A 19,747-nucleotide genomic window follows, 5' to 3' on the forward strand; every position below is an offset into this window, starting at 1 on the left:
AAAAGTTATCAGAGCATTTAATGATCAAATCATTTCCAAATATGAGCACAGCTGGGTCTAATAAAGAGCTTCTTGTTGAGAAACTACGTGAAATTGATAATAAAGAGGCGTCTTTATGGTTTTTTGTGCTTTTAAAAGAGCTGATAGAAGTAACCAATGTAGGCATAGACGATCCCAGAATAATTTTTTCAGTCAGAAAAGACAAAGCAATTTCTGCCAATATCAATAACTATGTGGCTTTGGATTTCAGACGCAAAAAGGGCTTATGGTATGATATTATACTCTGTAAACGCCATGAACAACTATTTGCCAGGTACGAAACCATTGAATTATCGCCCCTTAATAACCCCGATTATCTATATGCCCATATACCTTTTGAACAAAAGCATATCATTGAAGACATCAAAATAAGAAGTGCCTGGCATGAGTGTCTGGAAGAACTGAAAGCCATGGCCATTTCAAGTGCACGTAAAGAGCGGCACAATCAGTACATTTACCAAATAGCAGAAAATGAAAATTTAAGAAACGAGCTTTTCTGGGAAATTGGCACCTCTGATACCACCTCTGAAATAACTGATAACAACCCGCTACTGTTGAACGAAACAGAAGTAAATTATGCGCCAAAGCTGAATATACCACCAAATTTGGTTTTTTATGGCCCCCCGGGCACAGGTAAAACATTTGAAGCAAGAAACATTGCGGGCAGAGCCCCTGCTCAGTTCATAGCATTTCATCAGTCGTACAGTTATGAAGAGTTCATAGAAGGTTTAAGACCCATTGCAAGGGGCGGACAGGTATATTATGAGGTAGTAAAGGGTATTTTTTATAAGGTCTGCCTGGAAGCATTAAAAATGGCAGGATATTCCGGCTTTGAAGCCTGTATGAAGGATACCAGAGAAAACCGCGCCGGTAGATTTGAAAAGGCCGGAAGCTATGTGCTGATTATTGATGAATTGAACCGGGCGAATTTATCAAAGGTATTTGGTGAACTGATAACCCTGATAGAACAAGATAAGCGGCTGGGCGCCGAAAATGAACTGTCTCTGCTGCTGCCTTACTCGCAGGAGACCTTTGGGGTGCCTGGTAATCTGCACATTATAGGCACTATGAATACGGCCGACCGCTCTATTGCTTTGCTGGATCTGGCTTTACGTCGCCGGTTTGAGTTTAAGGAATTAATGCCGAAGCCCTTTCTGCTGAAGACCATAGAGGATATTGACTTAAGCCGGTTACTGGAAAAAATTAACCAGAGAATAGAGTTTTTGCTCGACAGAAATCATACCTTAGGCCATGCTTATTTTTTAGGAGTAGATACTGCCGATGAATTAGCAGGTGTGTTTCATAAAAAGGTTATTCCGTTATTACAAGAGTACTTTTATAACGATTGGGAGAAGATACGTCTGATTCTTGGGTCAGAGGTTATTTTAAGAGAGACCATAAAAACCAAAGGTATTTTTGGCACTAATCTTGATAATTTTGACGACGAAACTTACCGATACCAGGTAAATCAGGAACTTACAGCAGAAAGTCTGAAACAAATATACCAATAATAAATGGCATAATGCCCAAGCTTTATAGGCCAATGGCGTTCAAATCCCAGGCTTTGGTGGTGTCAAACCTTAAGTTTCCGTTTTCAACAATCAGTGGGCTTTCAACATTATTATGGTACAATGCGCCTGTTCCCAAACCCTGTGGTAGCGTGTTTTTATACTCGGCCGTAAACTGTGCTATGGCATTCAAGCCGATATTAGATTCTAATGCAGAGGTTACCCACCAGCCAATTTGTAGTCTGGTCGCAATTTCAATCCATTCGCGGCAGTGTTGCAGACCTCCCAACAGAGTGGGTTTTAAAATAATATACTGCGGCTTTATTTTTTTCAGCAACTGCATTTTATGTACGTATTCACTTACACCAATCAGTTCTTCATCCAGGGCAACAGGTACCGGGCTTTTTTCAATTAAAGCAGCCATTGCCTCTGGTTGCCCTGCTTTAATGGGTTGTTCTATGCTATGCAGCTGGTAGGTGCCTAAACGAGCTAGTTTGAGTGCTGCTTCAGCCACACTAAAAGCTCCGTTGGCATCAACCCGCAGGCTAATTTGCCCGGCCGAAAATTTTTCTCTTATAAAAGCCAGAATACTTAGTTCATCTTCAAAATTAATAGCTCCAATTTTTAACTTTAAAGTATCAAATTCGCCATTTAGTTTTTCTTCAACCTGCTGCAACATAAACCCTTTACTACCCATCCAGATAAGACCATTGATAGGTATAGCTCTTTTGCCAGCCGAAAAATCATTTTCAAAAATAATTCTTCGGCCGCCATTCATTACATCAAGCAGGGCGGTTTCGAATCCGAATTTTACCGATGGATAAGCATCATCAATAAGCTGAGAAAGAATAATATTCAGATTCCAGGGGAAAATCTCCAGGTCTAGGCTGTCAAAAGTAACGCAGGTGTTATGAATCACCTCTTCCAGATTAGGTACATGGTCTATGCTCAGCCCTTGAAGGGGGGCAATTTCACCCAGACCGAAAACCTCCGGATTTTCAGTGTCTTCGATTTTTAAGTAGTACGTTTCTTTTTCTGTATAAACACCGCGTGAAGTTCCGGCTTCGAACTTGAATTTCAATAAGTGTTTAAACCATTTAGCTTTCAGCCCCATTGAAAAATGCTTAATTTTGGCAAAAGTACAGAAAGTTTTATTTTTTACTCTACAGATTACCTGTTTTGTGCCTTATTCTTATTAAGCGATATTAAAAGCACAAGCACTATTAGAATTTTACATGCAAACCACCCTTTTACAAATATTGCTTTTCCCGTTCAGTGTCATAATGGCCTGTATTATTGGTGTTCGCAACTGGCTGTATGATAAACAGATTCTGAATAGCACCAGACCGGATGTATTTACCATCAATGTAGGGAATCTGAATCTGGGCGGCACTGGCAAAACCCCCCATGTAGAGTATCTGGTACAACTGCTGGCAGACAAACACAAGCTAAGTATACTTAGCAGAGGGTATAAACGTGCTACCAAAGGCTATGTGATGGCTGATGAAAACGCCACGGCCTCAACCATAGGCGATGAACCGATGCAGTATTACCTGAAATTCAGCCATAAAATCAGAGTAGTGGTTTGTGAAGACCGGGTAACAGGCGTGAATCAGATTCAGCATCAATGGCCTGATAATGAGCTGGTTATTTTAGATGATGCTTTTCAGCACCGCAAAATTGCTGCGCACTTGAATTTGCTTTTATGCGATTATAACCGGCCATTTTTTAAAGATTTTATGGTGCCAACCGGTTTGCTGCGCGATATTCGCCAAAGCGCCCGAAGAGCAGATGCCGTAATTGTAACCAAATGCCCGGATAATATTAGACAGAAAACAAAAAAAGATATAATTAATGGCATTGCTAAATATGCAGGTGCCGATAAACCGGTATTTTTTTCAGGTATCCGGTATAAAGCGGTGGCATCTTATGCAGGCAAAAGTGTTTTTAATGCCCAGGTTCCGATAACACTTGTAACCGCTATTGCCAAGCCGGAAGTACTGGTGAAACATTTAAAACAGCATGGTTTTGTTATTGAACAGACTTTTGAGTACCCGGACCATTTTGCGTTTTCCGGAAAAGAAATTTCTAAAATAATTGATCATAGCCGGCCTCGGCAAGTTGTAACCACCGAGAAAGACATGGTAAAAATAAAGCCCTTGCTGAGCGGGCAAGAGCTTGATAGATTTTTTTATGTACCCATTGAGGTGGTTATCTCAGATGCAGATACATTTAATGAACTAATATTGGCTAAAGTAAAAGGTTTTATCTCAAAAAGTATCTGAAACCTAAGCCTAAACCCGGGCTGCCGTTTGCCCCCATACCCACGTTTACTGATTTGGTTTTTTCAGACCACGTGTAGCCTGCATTAAGGCTAACCAATGAGGTAGAACCTTCAATAGCAAATTTTTCGTTCAGTAGATAAATAATCCCTGGTCCGGCACTAAGGTACAGGTTTATGTTGCCAGGGGTGCCAGAAAGTCCTTCAGAATGAACATGGAACTGATACACCAGACTACCGCCATAATTGACCGAAACTCCAAGTTTTTCTGATAACATTTTGTAATTTGTGAAAGATATTCCGGCAGCAACAGCATGTGAATATAGAGTATGGAACTCACTAGTTGCATTTTGTCTGTGTCTGCCAATTCCAAGGTTATAGCCTAACGAATAAGTAACGGCGAAATTATCTTTAATAAATTTAGTTAAAGACGGTGTTAAACCCAGATTTACAGCGTTACTCTCAACAGTGCCATTATTTTTTAGCTGAGTGAAATTAAAACCAAAATTACCACCAATAAACCGTGTGCCTTTTGGAATTACCTGACCAAAAGCTGTGACTGATAAGAATAAAAACAAAGTAATAATGCAGACCTTTTTCATAGTTAAAATTTTGTTGTTATAAATTGATTAATAAGAAGTAAAAATAGTGTTTCGATTCAAAAGTTTTAGAACTCTGGCCGGATTGTTATTTTGCGGTACAGCGTAAAGCGTGCTTTAAAATATGCCTTTTAAAATCTTTCAGCCAGTTTAACTCTATATTTGCGGTATGTTTCAATCGTACGCTGTAAAATATGCCAATCTGATTAAGACCAAAGCCACAGAATTGGGCTTTGATTTTTGTGGCATATCTAAAGCTGAGTTTCTGGAAGAAGAAGCCCCGCGCCTTGAGGCCTGGCTCAATAAGAACTATCACGGTAAAATGGCCTATATGGCCAATCATTTTGATAAACGATTAGACCCCCGTAAGCTGGTTGACGGCGCAAAATCTGTTATTACGCTAATTCTGAATTATTATCCGGAGCAAACCCTGTCTGAATCTGCCTCAGACCTTAAATTGTCGAAATACGCTTATGGAACCGATTATCATTTTGTAATGAAAGACAAACTGAAAGATTTAGTAGAGGCAATAGCTGATGAAATAGGGGAAGTAAATGGCAGAGTGTTTGTTGATTCGGCACCGGTGATGGATAAAGTTTGGGCCAAAAAGAGTGGGGTAGGCTGGGTAGGTAAACACACCAACCTGATAAACCGCGAAATTGGCAGTTTTTTCTTTATCGGTGAGATTATCTGTGATTTGGAACTGGAACCAGATGGCCCTATAAAAGATTACTGTGGTACCTGCACGCGTTGTATAGACGCCTGCCCAACCGATGCAATTACCGAACCTTACGTGGTTAATGGCAGTAAATGTATCAGCTATTTTACAATAGAATTGAAAGAGGCTATTCCGGAAGAGATGAAAGGGAAGTTTAACAACTGGATGTTTGGCTGCGACATTTGTCAGGACGTATGCCCCTGGAACTCTTTTGCCCGGCCTCACAAAACGGCGCAGTTTGAGGTGAATCCACAGTTAAAAGAATTTACCAGAAAAGACTGGGAAGAAATTACCGAAGAATTGTTTCAGGAAATCTTCAGGCGGTCAGCCGTCAAACGCACCAAACTGGAGGGGCTCCGAAGAAATATTACGTTTCTTAAAACAGACTAAAGATTCTTCATTTTAATTTATAATCTCTTATATCTATTATATTCTTGCAGAATGTGTATTCCTGTGGCTGGTTTGAGCAGATAATCAGCAGGCGGTTTTGGGTATGCTGTTCTACCTGGCTCAAATACCATCCTGAAGCCTGCGCATCCAGATTGGATGTCGGTTCGTCGAGCATAATAACCGGGCAATCAGAATAAAAAGCAAGCCCGAGTTTCAGTCTTTGCTTCATGCCTGACGAGAAATTTTTGATTGATTTATTTTTGTGATGCGCAAGCTGAATCAAGTCAAGAAACTGAACAGGAGAAATGTTGTTTTTAAGCGGTTTGAATTTGATATGGAAGTCTACCATTTCAAGCAGGGTAAATTCTTCAATCAATTCAAGGTAAGGAGCAGCAATGGTGATTTTCTTATAAAACTCTTCGATACTTAAAACCTTTCCGTTTTCAATATAGGCAAGCTGGCCTTCAGACTGCGGCAGAGAACCTGCAATTACTTGTAAAAGAGTGGATTTTCCGCTTCCATTGGGCCCGACAAACGTATAACTCTCGTTGCTTGAGAAGGTCAGGTTAGTGTTACGAAAAATCCATTCGTTTCTGTATTTCTTGCCTATATTAGCCAGCTCAATTTTCACTATCCAAGGCTTTTTTTAACGGGCTTTTGATGATTCCTCTTTCAGAATTAGAAATAAAATTCAATATTTCGTCACGTTCCGGTGTAGCAGGAAACTCAAGCTCAACCTGTGTTACAGCTTCATTGTTATTTAAACCTTTCAGATAAATATAACGATAGATGTCCTGTATTTCTGCTATTTTCTCATCTGAATGCCCCCTGCGGCGCAAACCTACCGAGTTGATACCCGCATAAGAAAGCGGCTCACGGGCAGCCTTGATATAAGGCGGAACATCTTTTCTGATTTGTGAGCAGCCGCCAATATAAGTATGCTTGCCTATTTTAACAAATTGTTGCACGGCAGACATCCCACCAATATTGGCATAATCTCCCACGGTAATATGGCCTGCCAATTGCACACAGTTGGCCAGAATTACATTGTTGCCAACGATACAATCGTGGGCTATATGTGTATAAGCCATTATCAGGCAGTTAGAACCAATTTCAGTGCGATACTTGTCTACAGTACCCCTGTTTACAGTAACACATTCTCTGATAGTGGTATTGTCGCCTATAATTGTTACGGTTTGTTCTCCTTTAAATTTTAGGTCCTGCGGAACAGCAGAAATAACTGCTCCCGGAAAAATACGGCAATTTTTGCCGATTCGGGCACCCTCCATAATAATGGCGTGCGAGCCTATCCATGTCCCTTCTCCAATCTCAACGTCTTTATTAATTACAGCAAATGGTTCTACAACTACATTATGTGCAATTTTGGCGTCTGGGTGTATGAATGCTAATGGTTGATTCATAATTGTTTGATTATTGCTTTAGAATGTTTTGCTTCATAAGACTGGTATTCATACCTGCTTATTTAGCTTTTTTAACAAGACGGGCCGTCATGTTTACGTCGCAAACAAGAGTTTTGCCTACCCACGCTTCTCCATGCATTTTTGCTACACCCAGTTTCATTGGGTTTATTAGAGAGCATCTGATAATAAGTGTGTCGCCCGGTAACACATTTCTGTAAAAACGGCAGTTATCTATACTTACCAGATACGGCCAGTACGCTTCTGGGTTTCCGGTAGAGGTTAGAACAAGCACACCCCCTGTTTGCGCAATGGCTTCAATCTGAAGCACACCGGGCATAACGGGGTTTTCCGGGAAGTGACCCGTAAACTGCGGCTCGTTCATCGTAATATTTTTGATACCTACTACGGTTTGGCCGTCCAGGTAAACAATTTTGTCAACCAGTGCAAACGGATAACGGTGCGGCAACAGCTTGGCAATATCATTTACATTAAACACCGGAGGGGTATTAGGGTCATACTGTGGGGCACTTTTGGCCGAGTCAAGCATTTGTTTTTTGATTTTCTTTGCTAACTCTACGTTAGGCGTGTGACCCGGGCGGGCGGCCAGAATATGGGCTTTCAACGGGCGACCAACCAATGCCAGGTCTCCCATTACATCTAATAACTTATGTCTGGCAGGTTCATTAGAAAAACGCAGCGGTGTGTCGTTCAATACGCCGGTTTTACCTACCTGAATTTTAGGCTTGTTAAGCAGCTTTGATAAATTTTCAACTTCGTCTTCCGACACCTCCTTGTCAACAATCACAACGGCATTGCCAATATCACCTCCTTTAATTAAGCCTGCTTTAAAAAGGGCTTCCAACTCGTGCAAAAACACAAAAGTACGGCAAGGGGCAATTTCGTTCTTGAAAAGCGCTATATTATGTAACTGGGCATGCTGGCTGTGCAAGATGGCCGAGTTATAATCAACCATTGCCGTCAGGCGGTAGTCATTAAGTGGCAATGCTGCCAGTTCTATACTGCGTTCGTCGTTGCGGTAATGAATAGCCTCGGTAACTTCATAGTAGTTACGTAAAGAGGGCTGTTCTTCCACACCGGCTTCTTCCAGTAACTCAACAAACTGAATTGCGCTTCCATCAAGAATAGGAATTTCAGGTCCATCAAGCTGAATCAGGACATTATCAATCTGCAAACCTACCAGGGCGGCCAGAATATGCTCTGTAGTGTGTATGCGTGCACCTTCTTTTTCAAGCACTGTACCTCTTGAGGTGTCTACCACATAATCTACATCGGCTTCAATGATTGGTTTGTTGTCTAAGTCGATTCTCTGAAACTTATACCCATGATTAATCGGAGCAGGTTGAATGGTCAGCGTTACTTTTTCGCCTGTATGCAAACCTACGCCCGAAATTGAAACTTTCTTTTTTACGGTTTGTTGTTTTACGTTCATTGGCAATATCATATTTTTCGGTGTCAGCTAATCTATACCTCTGTAAAGGCTCCCTCGCTGGTGAGCTCTTCCAAACGTTTTTCAAGTTCTCGTACCTGTTTTTCCAGAACAGGTAGTTTTCTGAAAATAGCTGTTGACCTCAGATAATCGTTAATCTCAAAGGCTGGTACACCCGAGACTGAAGTATTTTCTTTCTTAAAAGTTCTGTTAATACCAGACTTGGCTCCAATTTTGGTGCCATTCGGGATACTTATATGGCCCACAATACCAACCTGGCCTGCTATAACACAGTTTTCGCCAATAATTGATGACCCCGCTACGCCTGTCTGTGCTGCAATAACGGTATTTTTGCCAACTTCTACATTATGGGCAATCTGCACCAGGTTGTCAATCTTTACACCCTGCCTTATAATTGTAGACCCCATAGTGGCACAATCAATAGTGGTATTGGCTCCTATACTTACATTATCTTCTAAAATAACGTTCCCCAATTGCGGAATAGCCCTATACGAACCGTCAGGTTGTGGTGCAAAACCAAATCCATCACTGCCAATTACTACACCTGCGTGCAAAACGCAGTTATTTCCGATTACAGTGTTGCTATACACCTTTGCACCTGCATAGATAATGGTATTGTTGCCCACGGTTACGTTGTCTCCAATATAAACCTGCGGATAAATTTTAACGTTTTTACCTATTTTTGAATTTTTACCTACATAAGCAAAAGCGGCCAGATAAATACCCTCTCCGAGTTCGGCTCCTTCGCCTGTATAAGAGGGTTGTTCTATGCCAATCTTAGAAAAATTCAAAAACTTTTGGTATTCCTCAAGTAGCAGAGTAAATGATGAATAGGGGTTTTCTACAACAATAAGCGTGGCAGAAACACTTTTTTTGGGCTCAAATTCACGGCCGACAATTACAGCTGAGGCATTTGTGGTGTAGATAAACTGCTCATACTTTTGATTCGCAAGGAACGAAATATCACCAGTTTTACCTTCTTCTATTTTTGCTAAATTACTGATTGTCAGGGATTCATCTCCTTTTACTTCTCCATTTAGCAGATGTGCTATTTGCTTTATTGTAAATTGCATATAATACTTCAGCGAGTTTAAACTTTGCATGAGTTGGAAAATATACCACTTTGTTTTATTAAGTGTCGGCAAAATAATTTTTGTCGAAAATATTCTTAGAATAATGCAAAAATACCTTACAACATAGCAAAATCATTGCAAATATACATTTTTGCCCCAACATACATAGTATTTTTTAACGATGTTGCTTAATGCCTTGATGGTCGGTAAATCAGAGGCATCGGCTATATCAACCACGTCTTTATTTTTGGTGCTGATGTAAATGGTCTCGTCTCCATGAACGTATCCTTTGTTGCTTACATCGCCTTCAATAATAAAACAATGTAGCTCATTTTCAGGTATGCCTTTGTCAAGCAGCGACTGTTTTAATGAACTAATGAGTGTGTGGTCTATCGGGTTATTTGAAAGTTTGATTTTAAACAAATTTCGGTTCATCAAATCACGGCAGATGGTTGACAGAACTTTGTCAGAATGAAACTGCCACATTTTTATACAAGCCCAGATGTCGTAATCATCTAATTGAGTAAACGATTGCAAATAAGTATCATTGCTTTCAAATTCCTTCAAGGTAACATTTTCTTTCAGAAAAACCATAAATGCCGGGTTGGCAAACAGTGTTTCTCCGTTACGAATCAGCTCTCTTGCCCTGCTTATAATCTTAATCAGCATGGTTTCGGCGCAAATGGCGGTCTTGTGCAAATACACCTGCCAGTACATTAGCCTGCGGGCATTCAGGAAATTTTCTACGCTCAATACACCTTTTTCTTCTACAACCAGCTTATTGCCTGCCACATTAAGCATTTTTATAATTCTGTCTACACCAATGGTTCCTTCTGCTACGCCTGTAAAAAAACAGTCCCGGTTCAGATAGTCCATTCTGTCCATATCCAGTTGGCTTGAAATCAGCTGGTGGAAAAAATCACGCGCATAGTTGCCTTTAAACATTTGTATAGCCATAGTCAAACGTCCGTCAAACTGTTTATTGAGGCGGTCCATCAGCAGGGCAGAGATTTTTTCATGAGATACATCCTGCAGAATGCAGCATTCAAGGACATGAGAAAACGGCCCGTGGCCAATGTCGTGCAGCAGAATGGCTATTTGTGCAGATTCAAACTCGGTTTCAGAAATAATATTTCCTTTAGATTGCAATACCAACAGGGCCTCCTGCATGAGGTGCATGGCACCCATGGCATGGTGGAAACGTGTATGCAGGGCGCCGGGGTAAACCAGCTCTGCCATTCCCAGTTGTTTGATACGGCGTAAGCGTTGAAAATAAGGATGCTCAATCAGGTCATAGATTAAGTCAGAGTAAATTGTTACAAATCCATAAACCGGGTCATTGAATATCTTTCTTTTATTGGTCGTCATCAAAGAGTATCTGGTATGGCCGCTTCCGATATCGGCATTGGGCGCAAATGTATAAATGAATTTTGTCAGGTTTTCAGACAATCAACATAAACAAGACGTAATTGGTTGTGAAAAGGCTGAAAATGATAATGAAATTTATAATTTATTTTTCTGATAAGTGAAATTGACGCCAAAAACCCACCAAATAATTAGACAGGCTAATGGCCTGCTAAAGATTAGGTTTTTAAAAATTGTGGGTTTTATACTACTGAAAGCCAGAAATTTGTGATGTAACCGGAATATCGCTCTGAAATTTTTAATGATTAGCAATTATTATTAAAATGATAAAAATCATCAAATTTTAAAAAGTAATTTTTGTAGATTTGCACTTAATAATTGTGTTTTTTTTAGTTTTAGTTTTTACACTACTCATGATTAAAAAATTATCTCTCATTCTGAGCGCTGCTCTGATGGGCTTGCTGTTTAATGCCTGTAAACCAAAAGGCGATGCTAAAGTCTACAACGCTAAAGCTGCTGACCCAGAGCTTTATCACCAGTCAGTAGAATTGCTTACGGATGTTATTATCCATGACATTTTTAAACCGCCTGTGGCCAGCCGCATTTATGCCTACGCCAATCTGGCCGGGTACGAAGCTATGGTGCCGGGTTTTCCGGAGTATCAGACAATGGGAGGTAGGCTGAAAGGATACAAAGAAGGCCCACAGCCCGAGGCAGGTAAAGAATACTGTTTTCCGCTTGCCAGTACCAAAGCCTTTTTGAAAGTGGCCAGAACGCTTACTTTTTCAGGTAACTTCTTTGATGATTACGAAAAAGGCTTCTTTAAAAAATATGAAGACATGGGTATACCCGAAGATGTGATGCAGCGCTCAATGGCCTATGGCGACAGTGTAGCTGCTCATGTAATGCGTTATTCGGGTGGCGATAAATATAAACAGACCCGCGGTATCAGATTTACTGTAACCAACCAGCCGGGTACCTGGGTGCCTACACCACCGGCCTATGCCGATGCCTGCGAACCCGAATGGAACAAAATTCGTGCTTTTGCGCTTGACTCGTCAGGTCAATACCCGCCACCACCACCGCCCATGTATAATAAAGACAGAAAAAGTGCTTTCTGGAAAGAAACCTTTGAGGTGTATGAGCTTGGCAAAAAACTAACCGAAGAGCAAAAACGCATTGCGTGGTTTTGGGATGATAATCCTTTTGTGATGAACGTAATGGGACACGTGATGTTTGCCAATAAAAAAATGACGCCCGGAGGCCATTGGCTTGCCATTCACACCACGGTTTCGCGCAAAACTAAGGCCTCTTTTCAGAAAAGCGTTGAGGGATACATGCTTGCATCAGTGGCACTACTTGATGGCTTTATCAGTTGCTGGAGAGAAAAATACCGCAGCGTAAAAGTTCGGCCAGAGACCGTAATCAATCAGGAACTAGACCCCAAATGGCAGCCATTTTTACAAACACCGCCATTTCCTGAATATACAAGCGGGCATAGCACCATATCGGCAGCGGCAGCAGAGGTGTTAAGTTTTGTGCATGGAGATAAGGTAGCCTTTACCGATTCTACAGAATACAAGCACGGCCACGGGGTTATGTCGTTCCAGTCGTTCAGAGAAGCCGCACTTATGGCCAGTGTCAGCCGTTTATATGGTGGTATTCACTATTGGTCAGGATGCGACGAAGGCAATAAATGTGGTATAAAAATCGGGCAGCACGTATTGCAGGTTGCCCAAACCAGAAGAAAAAGCAGTGTTGCTGCCAAATAGTATAACAAAGACGAGCCTTGTGAAAACGAGGCTCGTCTTTGTTTAAGAGCGCTTATTGTATTTTACCATTCCATACGTGGCAGTGGGCTTACCTCTTGCGACGTAAACTCGCCTTTCTGATACTTAAAATGGGCAGCCATGGCAATCATGCCGGCGTTATCTGTACAGTATTCAAATGCCGGAATATACACCTGCCATTTTTCCTTTTCTCCCATTTCAAGTATCGCTTTTCTTAATCCTGAATTGGCCGACACCCCTCCTGCAATGGCAACTTCTTTAATGTTTAGCTCGCGGGCTGCCCTGCGTAGTTTCTGTAAAAGCATTTTTACTAAAGTGTGCTGCACACTTGCACATATATCAGCTATGTTTTCTTCAATAAAATCTGGGTTCTTAGCCTGATTTGCCTTTAAAAAGTACAAAATAGAAGTTTTTATACCACTGAATGAAAAATTGTAACCCGGCATTTCAGACAACGGAAACTCAAAAGCATTAGGATTTCCCTGTTGGGCATATTTGTCAACCAGCGGCCCGCCCGGATACGGCAAACCCAACAATTTGGCGGTTTTGTCAAAGGCTTCTCCAACGGCGTCATCCTGAGTTTCGCCTATTATTTCCATTTGCAGGTAATCTTTCACCAGCACAATCTGGGTGTGGCCGCCGCTAACAGTGAGGCACAAAAAAGGAAACGACGGCGCAGGCTTATCAATAAAATGTGCCAGTACATGTGCCTGAATATGATTAACCTCAATAAGCGGTATAGCAAGCCCTAATGCCATGGCTTTGGCAAACGAAGTGCCTACCAGCAGCGAGCCCAGAAGCCCCGGGCCACGCGTAAAAGCTATAGCATTTAGCTGATTTTTTGTTATATTTGCTTTTTTTAAGGCATTTTCTACCACCGGAAGTATATGCTGCTGGTGAGCGCGCGAGGCCAGCTCGGGTACTACACCGCCAAAACGCTCGTGAATTAACTGGCCGGCAACAATGTTAGAGCAGATTTTACCGTTAGAAATAACAGCTGCTGATGTTTCGTCGCAGGACGATTCAATTGCTAGGATATTCAATACTTTAGACAAAATTTTGTGTTCGAAGGTCAAAAAACCTTTTCTGTTGCAAAATTACTATAGAGTAATTCACTAATTAATTTATTTGTCAATTATTTTGCGTAAGGCGTTTAAAATACTAGCAAGACTACTACCCAATCTTATTCTCTGCTCTTTTCTGGGGATATTGATAATCTTCTACGCCATACAATTACCGGTAGTGCAAACACTTACACTGCAAAGCGCAACTGAGTATCTTTCAAAAAAACTGGGTTCAAAAGTTACTATTGAAAAAGCCAAACTCACCTGGCTTGACGAGATTACCCTTCAGAACATTACTATTTACGACTACAAAAACCGGGAAATGATTTTTGTGAAGGAGCTGTACGTAAATACCAAAACCAACTTTAAATTTGACTGGGATACTTTTCTGGCTTTTGATAATAATCTTGACTACGTGATGGTAATGAGCCCGCGTGTGAAGCTGATTTATGAACAAGACGGCGACCTGAACATTGATAAATGGATTGCCAGAATTGAAGAGCTTACAACACCGCCAAGAGATACCACCAAACCTTATGTAGAACGCAATATCCCGTTTACGATAGACGAGGCTTATATACAGGGGGGAACTTTTACACTGCAAGACCCCGACGAACAGCGGTTTCCTAAAGAAGAGTTTGACTACAACAACTTTACGGTACATGAAGTACAGGGCCTGCTAAAAAACTTTTTTATTCAGGGAGATACCATAAAATTCGGCCTTAAAGATTTAAAGGGAGTTGACAGACGCAGTAATTTGGAAATTAAAGACCTGAAGACCCGCTTTTTCTACTCGCGTCAGCACATGAGGTTTGATGACCTCTATGCGCACATCAATAATTCTGTGCTTCGCAGGTCGGTTCATTTCAAGTACATTACACCCCGCGACTTTCAGGACTTTAATGAAAAAGTAGAAATGACCGGCGACCTTCATGATTGTGAAATAGATGCCCAGGATTTAGCCAGATTTGCACCCGATATGTATGAGTATCATGAAAATTATCTGCTCAATGGTGATTTTAAAGGCACAGTACACAATTTCAGAGTGAATAATTTTAACCTGAAATTCGGAAAGAACAGTTACCTGAACGGCGATATCGCGTTTAGGAATATGCCCGATCTAAGGAAAGCCGTAATGGATTTAAACTGGCGGCCGTCTCAAATAGATGCGCCCGATGCCCGCCAGTATGCCGGAGACTCAGTATATACCAAACATATTTACAAACTGGGGGTAGTTAACTTTTCTGGTACCTTTAAAGGGCCTTATGATGATTTTTCAACTACGGCCTATATTAAAACCCAGATAGGGTCGGTTTCTGGTAAAATTGCCATGAAGATTCCTGATAACAAAGCATTGGCCACATACACGGGTAACCTTAGAGTTGATAATCTGGACCTCGGCAAATTGGTGAATCAGGAAAAGACCCTGCAGAAAATGTCGTTCAACGGTGCCATAAAAGGTAAGGGCCTTACAATTAAAGATGCGCTACTCAATTTTGACGGTAACATAAAGCATATTGGCTTTAATGGATATGACTTCAAGAATATAGACGTAAACGGCGCCATGAGCCAGTCTTTGTTTGACGGCCGCGTAAGCGTAAAAGACACTAACCTTACCTTTGATGTTACCGGCAGTATTGATTTCAGCAAGGCGCTCAACAAGTTCGATATCAACGGTAAGCTTCAGAACGCTAATCTAAAAGCCCTTGGGTATACAGACAACGATGTAAAATTGAAGTCGGAGCTAAATCTTGATTTTCAGGGCAATGAATTAGATAACTGGATAGGCGAGGCGCAGCTTTTGCATACGGTAATGCAATATGATAAGCGATTACTGGGTATCGATTCGGTTTTTGTTACCTCAGCCCTTGAAAACAATTCAAGACGTATTAGTTTGTTATCAGAGTTTTTTAATATTGATTTATCCGGCAAATTTACTCCGAGCCAGGTTATTAATGATGTGTCGAGGTTTTCTAAAGAGTATATCCAGTACTTTTCAGATACTGAAGCCGGTCGTCTTGCGTATTATTCAAAATTGCCGGGCAAAAACGCTCAACCCCGATACAACCTGTCGTATAAAGTTCAATTCAAGCAGTCTCAGCCATTCTTTGCTTATTTTTATCCTGATCTCTACGTGTCGCCTAATACAGATTTAAGCGGAGAAATGAACATCAGAAATACCATTGAGGTGTCTCTTAATGGTAAAATTGATACGCTCAGACACGGAAGTTTTGCCTTGTATAATAACGACCTTGATTTCTTTACATCAAAAGAGATTAATGCTCCGGGCATATTGTCTTCTCTGGTTTTTAATTCACAAAAGCAGAAACTGGGTGGCATGGAGCCAACTGAAAACCTGGAGGTAAATGGCGTTTGGGGGCTTGACAACATCATAAAATTTGATTCTAAAATAAGGCAGCAAAAAAGTACCAACAGGGCACAGGTTTTTGGCGAGCTTAAATTTTTGCCTGAAGGAATTGACCTGGCTTTTGATGCCAGAAATACGCGCCTGGATTTACTTGGCGATGTTTGGGAAATAGACAAAAACAATATTATTAAGTTTGGCGGTGGTGATATTGAGTTTCGTGATGTGGTGGTGTCTAACAAAAAGCAAAGTATATCTGTCTACGGCCTTATTTCAGCCGATAGCAGAAAAGAAGCCTACGTAGATATACATGACTTTGATTTACAAACCATTAAGCCCTTGTCTAATATTGACCTGAAAGGTATTTTGAATGGCAAACTGGTAATGACCGATGTATTTGAAGATGCGTTGGTTACCAGTAAATTTGATGTAGATGACCTTATCTATAAAACAAGCCTGATAGGAACAATTGCCGGTGAAGCCCTATGGGACAATCAGGTACAGAAACTGAACATTATTGGTAATATTATCAGGCTTGATAAGGAGATATTCAGAGTTGCAGGTACCTATGACCCTAAAAATGAGTTAAATTCGCTTAACCTGGAGGCCGGGCTAAATAAGGCCGACCTTGAAATTTCTGAATCATTTGTTGATGATATTTTTTCAGATATTCATGGTTATGCTTCTGGTAAACTGTCTGTCAGAGGAACCCCTCGTGACCCCGTTATACGCGGAAGTATTGACATAGATAAAGGCAGCCTTGTAGTGAATGAGCTGAAAGCCCTAGTATATTTTGATGACAAGGTTAATTTTAATGAAGAAGGCTTTGTGGTTGAAAAGGGTTTCAAGGTGCGTGATGCCCTCATCAACGGTAATGAAGCAGAACTGGCCGGAGGTATTTTTAATGGTGGTGGCGGCAATTTTATGCTCGGTTTACATGCTTACATGAGGGGTAGAGACGGTTTCAGAATAATGAATACAGGTATTAAAGATAATGAAGATTTTTATGGTGTTGGCTATGCGGCGGGCGATATGCATATAACCGGAAACTTTAAGCACGTAGCTATTACGGGCAACCTGACAAGCAAACCCGGAACCAGAATTACCATACCGCTTGACGGAGCCACCAGCGTTGACACCGAAACGGATGGTATCAGCTTTGTAAGTAAAAATACAAAGTTACCTAAGGAAAAAAACGTCAAGAGTGATTCGGTTATAACCAGCGAGGCCGGAAGTTTAAAGATGGCTTTTAACTTTACCTTTACGCCAGATGCTATATGTGAGGTGATATTTGACCGTAGCAACAAAGATATGCTAACAGCCGTAGGAAGCGGACGCCTGAGCATTGAATACGATACGCGTGGAGGTTTTACAATGACAGGCCCCTATACTATCAAAAGCGGAAAGTACGATTTTAGCTTGCAGAATATATCGAGAGTGAGAAAATTTGATATTGCGGAAGGTAGCTGGATCAGGTGGTCTGGCGACCCCTACGATGCCGATGTGAATATCAATGCCATTGTAACTGCTAATGTTTTATTGCCAGATGGTATCGTGTCGGCAACTACAAACAGTGCTGAATTAAAAACGCCGTATCCGGTAAATGCTTATGTAACCCTGACAGACAAGCTGATGAAGCCGTCAATTAAGTACGACATCAAGTTTGATTTACGCCGGATACCTCTCAACCTGCAGCCGCAGGTAATTGCATTTGAGCAACGCCTAAGGAATGATGAACAATTACTTGCAAATAACTTTGTAGGCATTACCGCCCTGAACAGGCTCTTCTCTGACAACAGCTTTAAAGATGCGGTTGATTCTCAGCTATTGCTAGACAACGTAAGTAATTTACTTACCAACCAATTGGGTACTATTGCATCAAAACTTGACCCAAATCTTGAAGTCGGGGTTCAGTTAGGTGTGCTGAGCAACGTGCGTCAAAGCCTGTTTAATAACATGCAACTCAACTTTTCATACCGTTTCAGCAACAATCGTCTGAAACTGAGTGTAAATAATACCATACTGCAAAACCAGGAACAAACAGCCAGCAACTACTTTTATGGTGGTGAGGTAGAATGGATGCTCAACGAAGAGGGTAGCTGGCGTTTAAAGGCCTACAGCCGAAATGTACCCAACTATTTTTATAACTTCAACAATAACGTTACTGTTAATGGTGTAAGCCTGCAGCATACGCGTAATTTCAATACTATCTTCAGACGTCGGCCGGCCAGAGTGGTACCGGTTGGTATTACATCAAAAAAATCCAATCAAGATACGATTACTTTTAAAAGAAATTAAAATCTATATTGCACGCGGCAGGTAAAATTGTTGTCTTTCAAATCTTCAGTATAATCTTTCAGGTTAGTTTTTTCATTTTTGGGCATTTCATACCAAAGCATCAGTCTTACGTTCTCGTTCAGATAAGTAAGGTAACCAAACCCAAAAGTATTGAATCTTATGTCGGCCGCAGTAAAACCAGTGCCTATTTGTGAGTTTTTTACTTTTTTGTTGGGGTCATACCAGTCGTATTTCAGTACAATCTGGTGTTTTTTGCTGCCAAGCTGTTGTAAAAAATAAAAATAGGCACCATCAAAATTACGGATATAAAGCGGTATAGGTTTACTGTTCTCCATTGGTATTACAGCAGGTGTTTCAGTGGTACTTTGCACCGCTGTCTGGGTACCTCTGATATACTCTGCCCTGAACTCCGTTTCGCCTCTTCGGTTCGGAATCCTGACTTGTATATCGGCGCCATAATAATTTCTGGGTGCAATTTTGCCCAGGTTTGAAGCAGAAGAATCAACTGTAAATTGTTTGGCAGTTCCGTTTATTCTGTAAATTTTGTTGGTAAACTGCTCCATTCCACCAAAAAAACCAGATATACTGCCACTTACTATTAACTTTGGTGCAAGTTTGTAGTGTTTAAGCGATAACCTGGAAATCACATCTTTATGATTATCAAAGTCGGCTACGGCATTTACACCTTGCCCGTTAAATACGCCTGCATCAAATTTTATATATTTCAGAAAACCGGTTTTATTTCGGGGTTCAAAGGTTCCCATAAAGCCAAAATCACGTTCAACCCTCATGAGTATCTGAGACATCCTTCCTCTTTCAGGTGATTCCCTGTCTGGCGAGCCATATCCTACCTCAAAACCAAACGGGCGGGCAAACATACCTGTAGTAAGATAAAAAGAGTTGAATTTATTCTCATAGATGCGCCCCCAGAAATCACGGATAAAGATGCCTCTTTCGGTACCATCAAACTGGAAAATAAAATATAGTTTCGGATTATTGAATTTATCATAACGGGCATAGTCGAAGCGGATACGGCCACGGCGCATCATATACCTGTTGCTGGCATTGGGTTGGAAATCGCCACCGTTAAAGTTTCTGGCGCCTTTGGTTTGTATCCATTGAAACTGAGGCTGAATGTACCCCCCAATACCAATGTACTCATATTTACGGAATGTAGAAAGAAGTTTGCGGGCAGTGGTAGTATCAATTTCTGTCAGTGAGCCATGGTCTTGTGCCAATACGGAGGGTACCTGCAAGCCTAAAAACAGGCAGAAAAAGCCTGCCTTTAAGAATGGATTCAAATAAAATTTCATATTGGTGTTTGGGTTCAATAAAACAATTGAACACTTAATTAAAATAATAAGAATC

General features: G+C 41.0%; 14 protein-coding genes. 5 read left to right on the plus strand and 9 right to left on the minus strand.

Features of this window, described 5'->3' with window-relative positions; all coding sequences use genetic code 11:
* Window positions 1–41: 41 nt before the first annotated feature.
* Window positions 42–1,550, plus strand: a complete 1,509-nt coding sequence (locus C0V77_RS17040) for an McrB family protein (RefSeq protein WP_158237973.1) — start codon at window positions 42–44, stop codon at window positions 1,548–1,550.
* A 22-nt stretch (window positions 1,551–1,572) separates the two neighbouring features.
* On the opposite strand, the gene C0V77_RS17045 is transcribed toward C0V77_RS17040, so the two are convergent.
* On the minus strand, window positions 1,573–2,661 hold the full coding sequence (locus tag C0V77_RS17045) for an o-succinylbenzoate synthase (RefSeq protein ID WP_101727566.1): 1,089 nt from the start codon (window positions 2,659–2,661) through the stop codon (window positions 1,573–1,575).
* A gap of 121 nt (window positions 2,662–2,782) precedes the next feature.
* On the opposite strand from C0V77_RS17045, the gene lpxK reads away from it, so the two are divergent.
* Entirely contained in the window at window positions 2,783–3,832 is a 1,050-nt protein-coding gene (gene lpxK / locus C0V77_RS17050; protein WP_101727567.1) for a tetraacyldisaccharide 4'-kinase, read from the plus strand.
* On the opposite strand, the gene C0V77_RS17055 is transcribed toward lpxK, so the two are convergent.
* Window positions 3,813–4,430 (minus strand): hypothetical protein, encoded by a 618-nt coding sequence (locus C0V77_RS17055; RefSeq protein WP_101727568.1) that lies wholly within the window; start codon window positions 4,428–4,430, stop codon window positions 3,813–3,815. The genes lpxK and C0V77_RS17055 overlap by 20 nt on opposite strands.
* A gap of 166 nt (window positions 4,431–4,596) precedes the next feature.
* Here C0V77_RS17055 and queG point away from each other — a divergent pair, with 166 nt between their 5' ends.
* Window positions 4,597–5,535: a tRNA epoxyqueuosine(34) reductase QueG gene (queG, locus tag C0V77_RS17060; protein ID WP_101727569.1), complete on the plus strand. Its 939-nt coding sequence runs from the start codon at window positions 4,597–4,599 to the stop codon at window positions 5,533–5,535.
* A 7-nt stretch (window positions 5,536–5,542) separates the two neighbouring features.
* On the opposite strand, the gene C0V77_RS17065 is transcribed toward queG, so the two are convergent.
* The 5 genes from C0V77_RS17065 to C0V77_RS17085 all read right to left on the minus strand — a co-directional run bounded on the left by C0V77_RS17065 (window position 5,543) and on the right by C0V77_RS17085 (window position 10,868).
* Window positions 5,543–6,166 carry an ATP-binding cassette domain-containing protein gene (locus C0V77_RS17065; RefSeq protein ID WP_173830561.1) on the minus strand — a complete coding sequence of 208 codons (624 nt, stop codon included), beginning with the start codon at window positions 6,164–6,166 and terminating at the stop codon, window positions 5,543–5,545.
* Window positions 6,156–6,956, minus strand: a complete 801-nt coding sequence (gene lpxA / locus C0V77_RS17070) for an acyl-ACP--UDP-N-acetylglucosamine O-acyltransferase (protein ID WP_101727571.1) — start codon at window positions 6,954–6,956, stop codon at window positions 6,156–6,158. The genes C0V77_RS17065 and lpxA overlap by 11 nt, the downstream gene beginning before the upstream one ends.
* A 58-nt stretch (window positions 6,957–7,014) precedes the next feature.
* Window positions 7,015–8,406: a bifunctional UDP-3-O-[3-hydroxymyristoyl] N-acetylglucosamine deacetylase/3-hydroxyacyl-ACP dehydratase gene (locus C0V77_RS17075; RefSeq protein WP_101727733.1), complete on the minus strand. Its 1,392-nt coding sequence runs from the start codon at window positions 8,404–8,406 to the stop codon at window positions 7,015–7,017.
* 32 nt (window positions 8,407–8,438) lie between these two features.
* Window positions 8,439–9,497, minus strand: coding sequence for a UDP-3-O-(3-hydroxymyristoyl)glucosamine N-acyltransferase (lpxD, locus tag C0V77_RS17080; RefSeq protein ID WP_101727734.1), 1,059 nt, complete (start codon window positions 9,495–9,497; stop codon window positions 8,439–8,441).
* 132 nt (window positions 9,498–9,629) lie between these two features.
* Complete coding sequence (locus C0V77_RS17085) at window positions 9,630–10,868, minus strand: HD domain-containing protein (protein WP_173830565.1); 1,239 nt, start codon at window positions 10,866–10,868, stop codon at window positions 9,630–9,632.
* Between the two features lie 407 nt (window positions 10,869–11,275).
* Here C0V77_RS17085 and C0V77_RS17090 point away from each other — a divergent pair, with 407 nt between their 5' ends.
* Window positions 11,276–12,634, plus strand: a complete 1,359-nt coding sequence (locus C0V77_RS17090) for a vanadium-dependent haloperoxidase (protein ID WP_173830562.1) — start codon at window positions 11,276–11,278, stop codon at window positions 12,632–12,634.
* Between the two features lie 62 nt (window positions 12,635–12,696).
* Here the strand turns inward: C0V77_RS17090 and tsaD are convergent, their stop codons facing one another.
* Window positions 12,697–13,695 carry a tRNA (adenosine(37)-N6)-threonylcarbamoyltransferase complex transferase subunit TsaD gene (tsaD, locus tag C0V77_RS17095; protein ID WP_101727737.1) on the minus strand — a complete coding sequence of 333 codons (999 nt, stop codon included), beginning with the start codon at window positions 13,693–13,695 and terminating at the stop codon, window positions 12,697–12,699.
* Window positions 13,696–13,894: 199 nt separating this feature from the next.
* Between tsaD and C0V77_RS17100 the strand changes: the two genes are divergently transcribed.
* Window positions 13,895–18,379: a translocation/assembly module TamB domain-containing protein gene (locus tag C0V77_RS17100; protein WP_143706120.1), complete on the plus strand. Its 4,485-nt coding sequence runs from the start codon at window positions 13,895–13,897 to the stop codon at window positions 18,377–18,379.
* Here C0V77_RS17100 and C0V77_RS17105 read toward each other — a convergent pair.
* Window positions 18,376–19,692 (minus strand): porin, encoded by a 1,317-nt coding sequence (locus C0V77_RS17105; protein ID WP_229236307.1) that lies wholly within the window; start codon window positions 19,690–19,692, stop codon window positions 18,376–18,378. The two genes, C0V77_RS17100 and C0V77_RS17105, sit on opposite strands and share 4 nt — an antisense overlap.
* Between the last annotated feature and the right edge of the window lie 55 nt (window positions 19,693–19,747).

Origin of the sequence: Emticicia sp. TH156 (genome assembly GCF_002855535.1) — a bacterium.
Taxonomy (GTDB): Bacteria; Bacteroidota; Bacteroidia; order Cytophagales; family Spirosomataceae; genus Emticicia; species Emticicia fluvialis.

Coding starts and splice junctions, on each gene's coding strand:
- C0V77_RS17040 (WP_158237973.1), top strand. CDS start 42: ATGAGCACAGCTGGGTCTAATAAAGAGCTTCTTGTTGAGAAACTACGT.
- lpxK (WP_101727567.1), top strand. CDS start 2,783: ATGCAAACCACCCTTTTACAAATATTGCTTTTCCCGTTCAGTGTCATA.
- C0V77_RS17090 (WP_173830562.1), top strand. CDS start 11,276: ATGATTAAAAAATTATCTCTCATTCTGAGCGCTGCTCTGATGGGCTTG.
- C0V77_RS17105 (WP_229236307.1), bottom strand. CDS start 19,692: ATGAAATTTTATTTGAATCCATTCTTAAAGGCAGGCTTTTTCTGCCTG.
- C0V77_RS17075 (WP_101727733.1), bottom strand. CDS start 8,406: ATGAACGTAAAACAACAAACCGTAAAAAAGAAAGTTTCAATTTCGGGC.
- C0V77_RS17045 (WP_101727566.1), bottom strand. CDS start 2,661: ATGGGGCTGAAAGCTAAATGGTTTAAACACTTATTGAAATTCAAGTTC.
- lpxA (WP_101727571.1), bottom strand. CDS start 6,956: ATGAATCAACCATTAGCATTCATACACCCAGACGCCAAAATTGCACAT.
- lpxD (WP_101727734.1), bottom strand. CDS start 9,497: ATGCAATTTACAATAAAGCAAATAGCACATCTGCTAAATGGAGAAGTA.
- C0V77_RS17055 (WP_101727568.1), bottom strand. CDS start 4,430: ATGAAAAAGGTCTGCATTATTACTTTGTTTTTATTCTTATCAGTCACA.
- queG (WP_101727569.1), top strand. CDS start 4,597: ATGTTTCAATCGTACGCTGTAAAATATGCCAATCTGATTAAGACCAAA.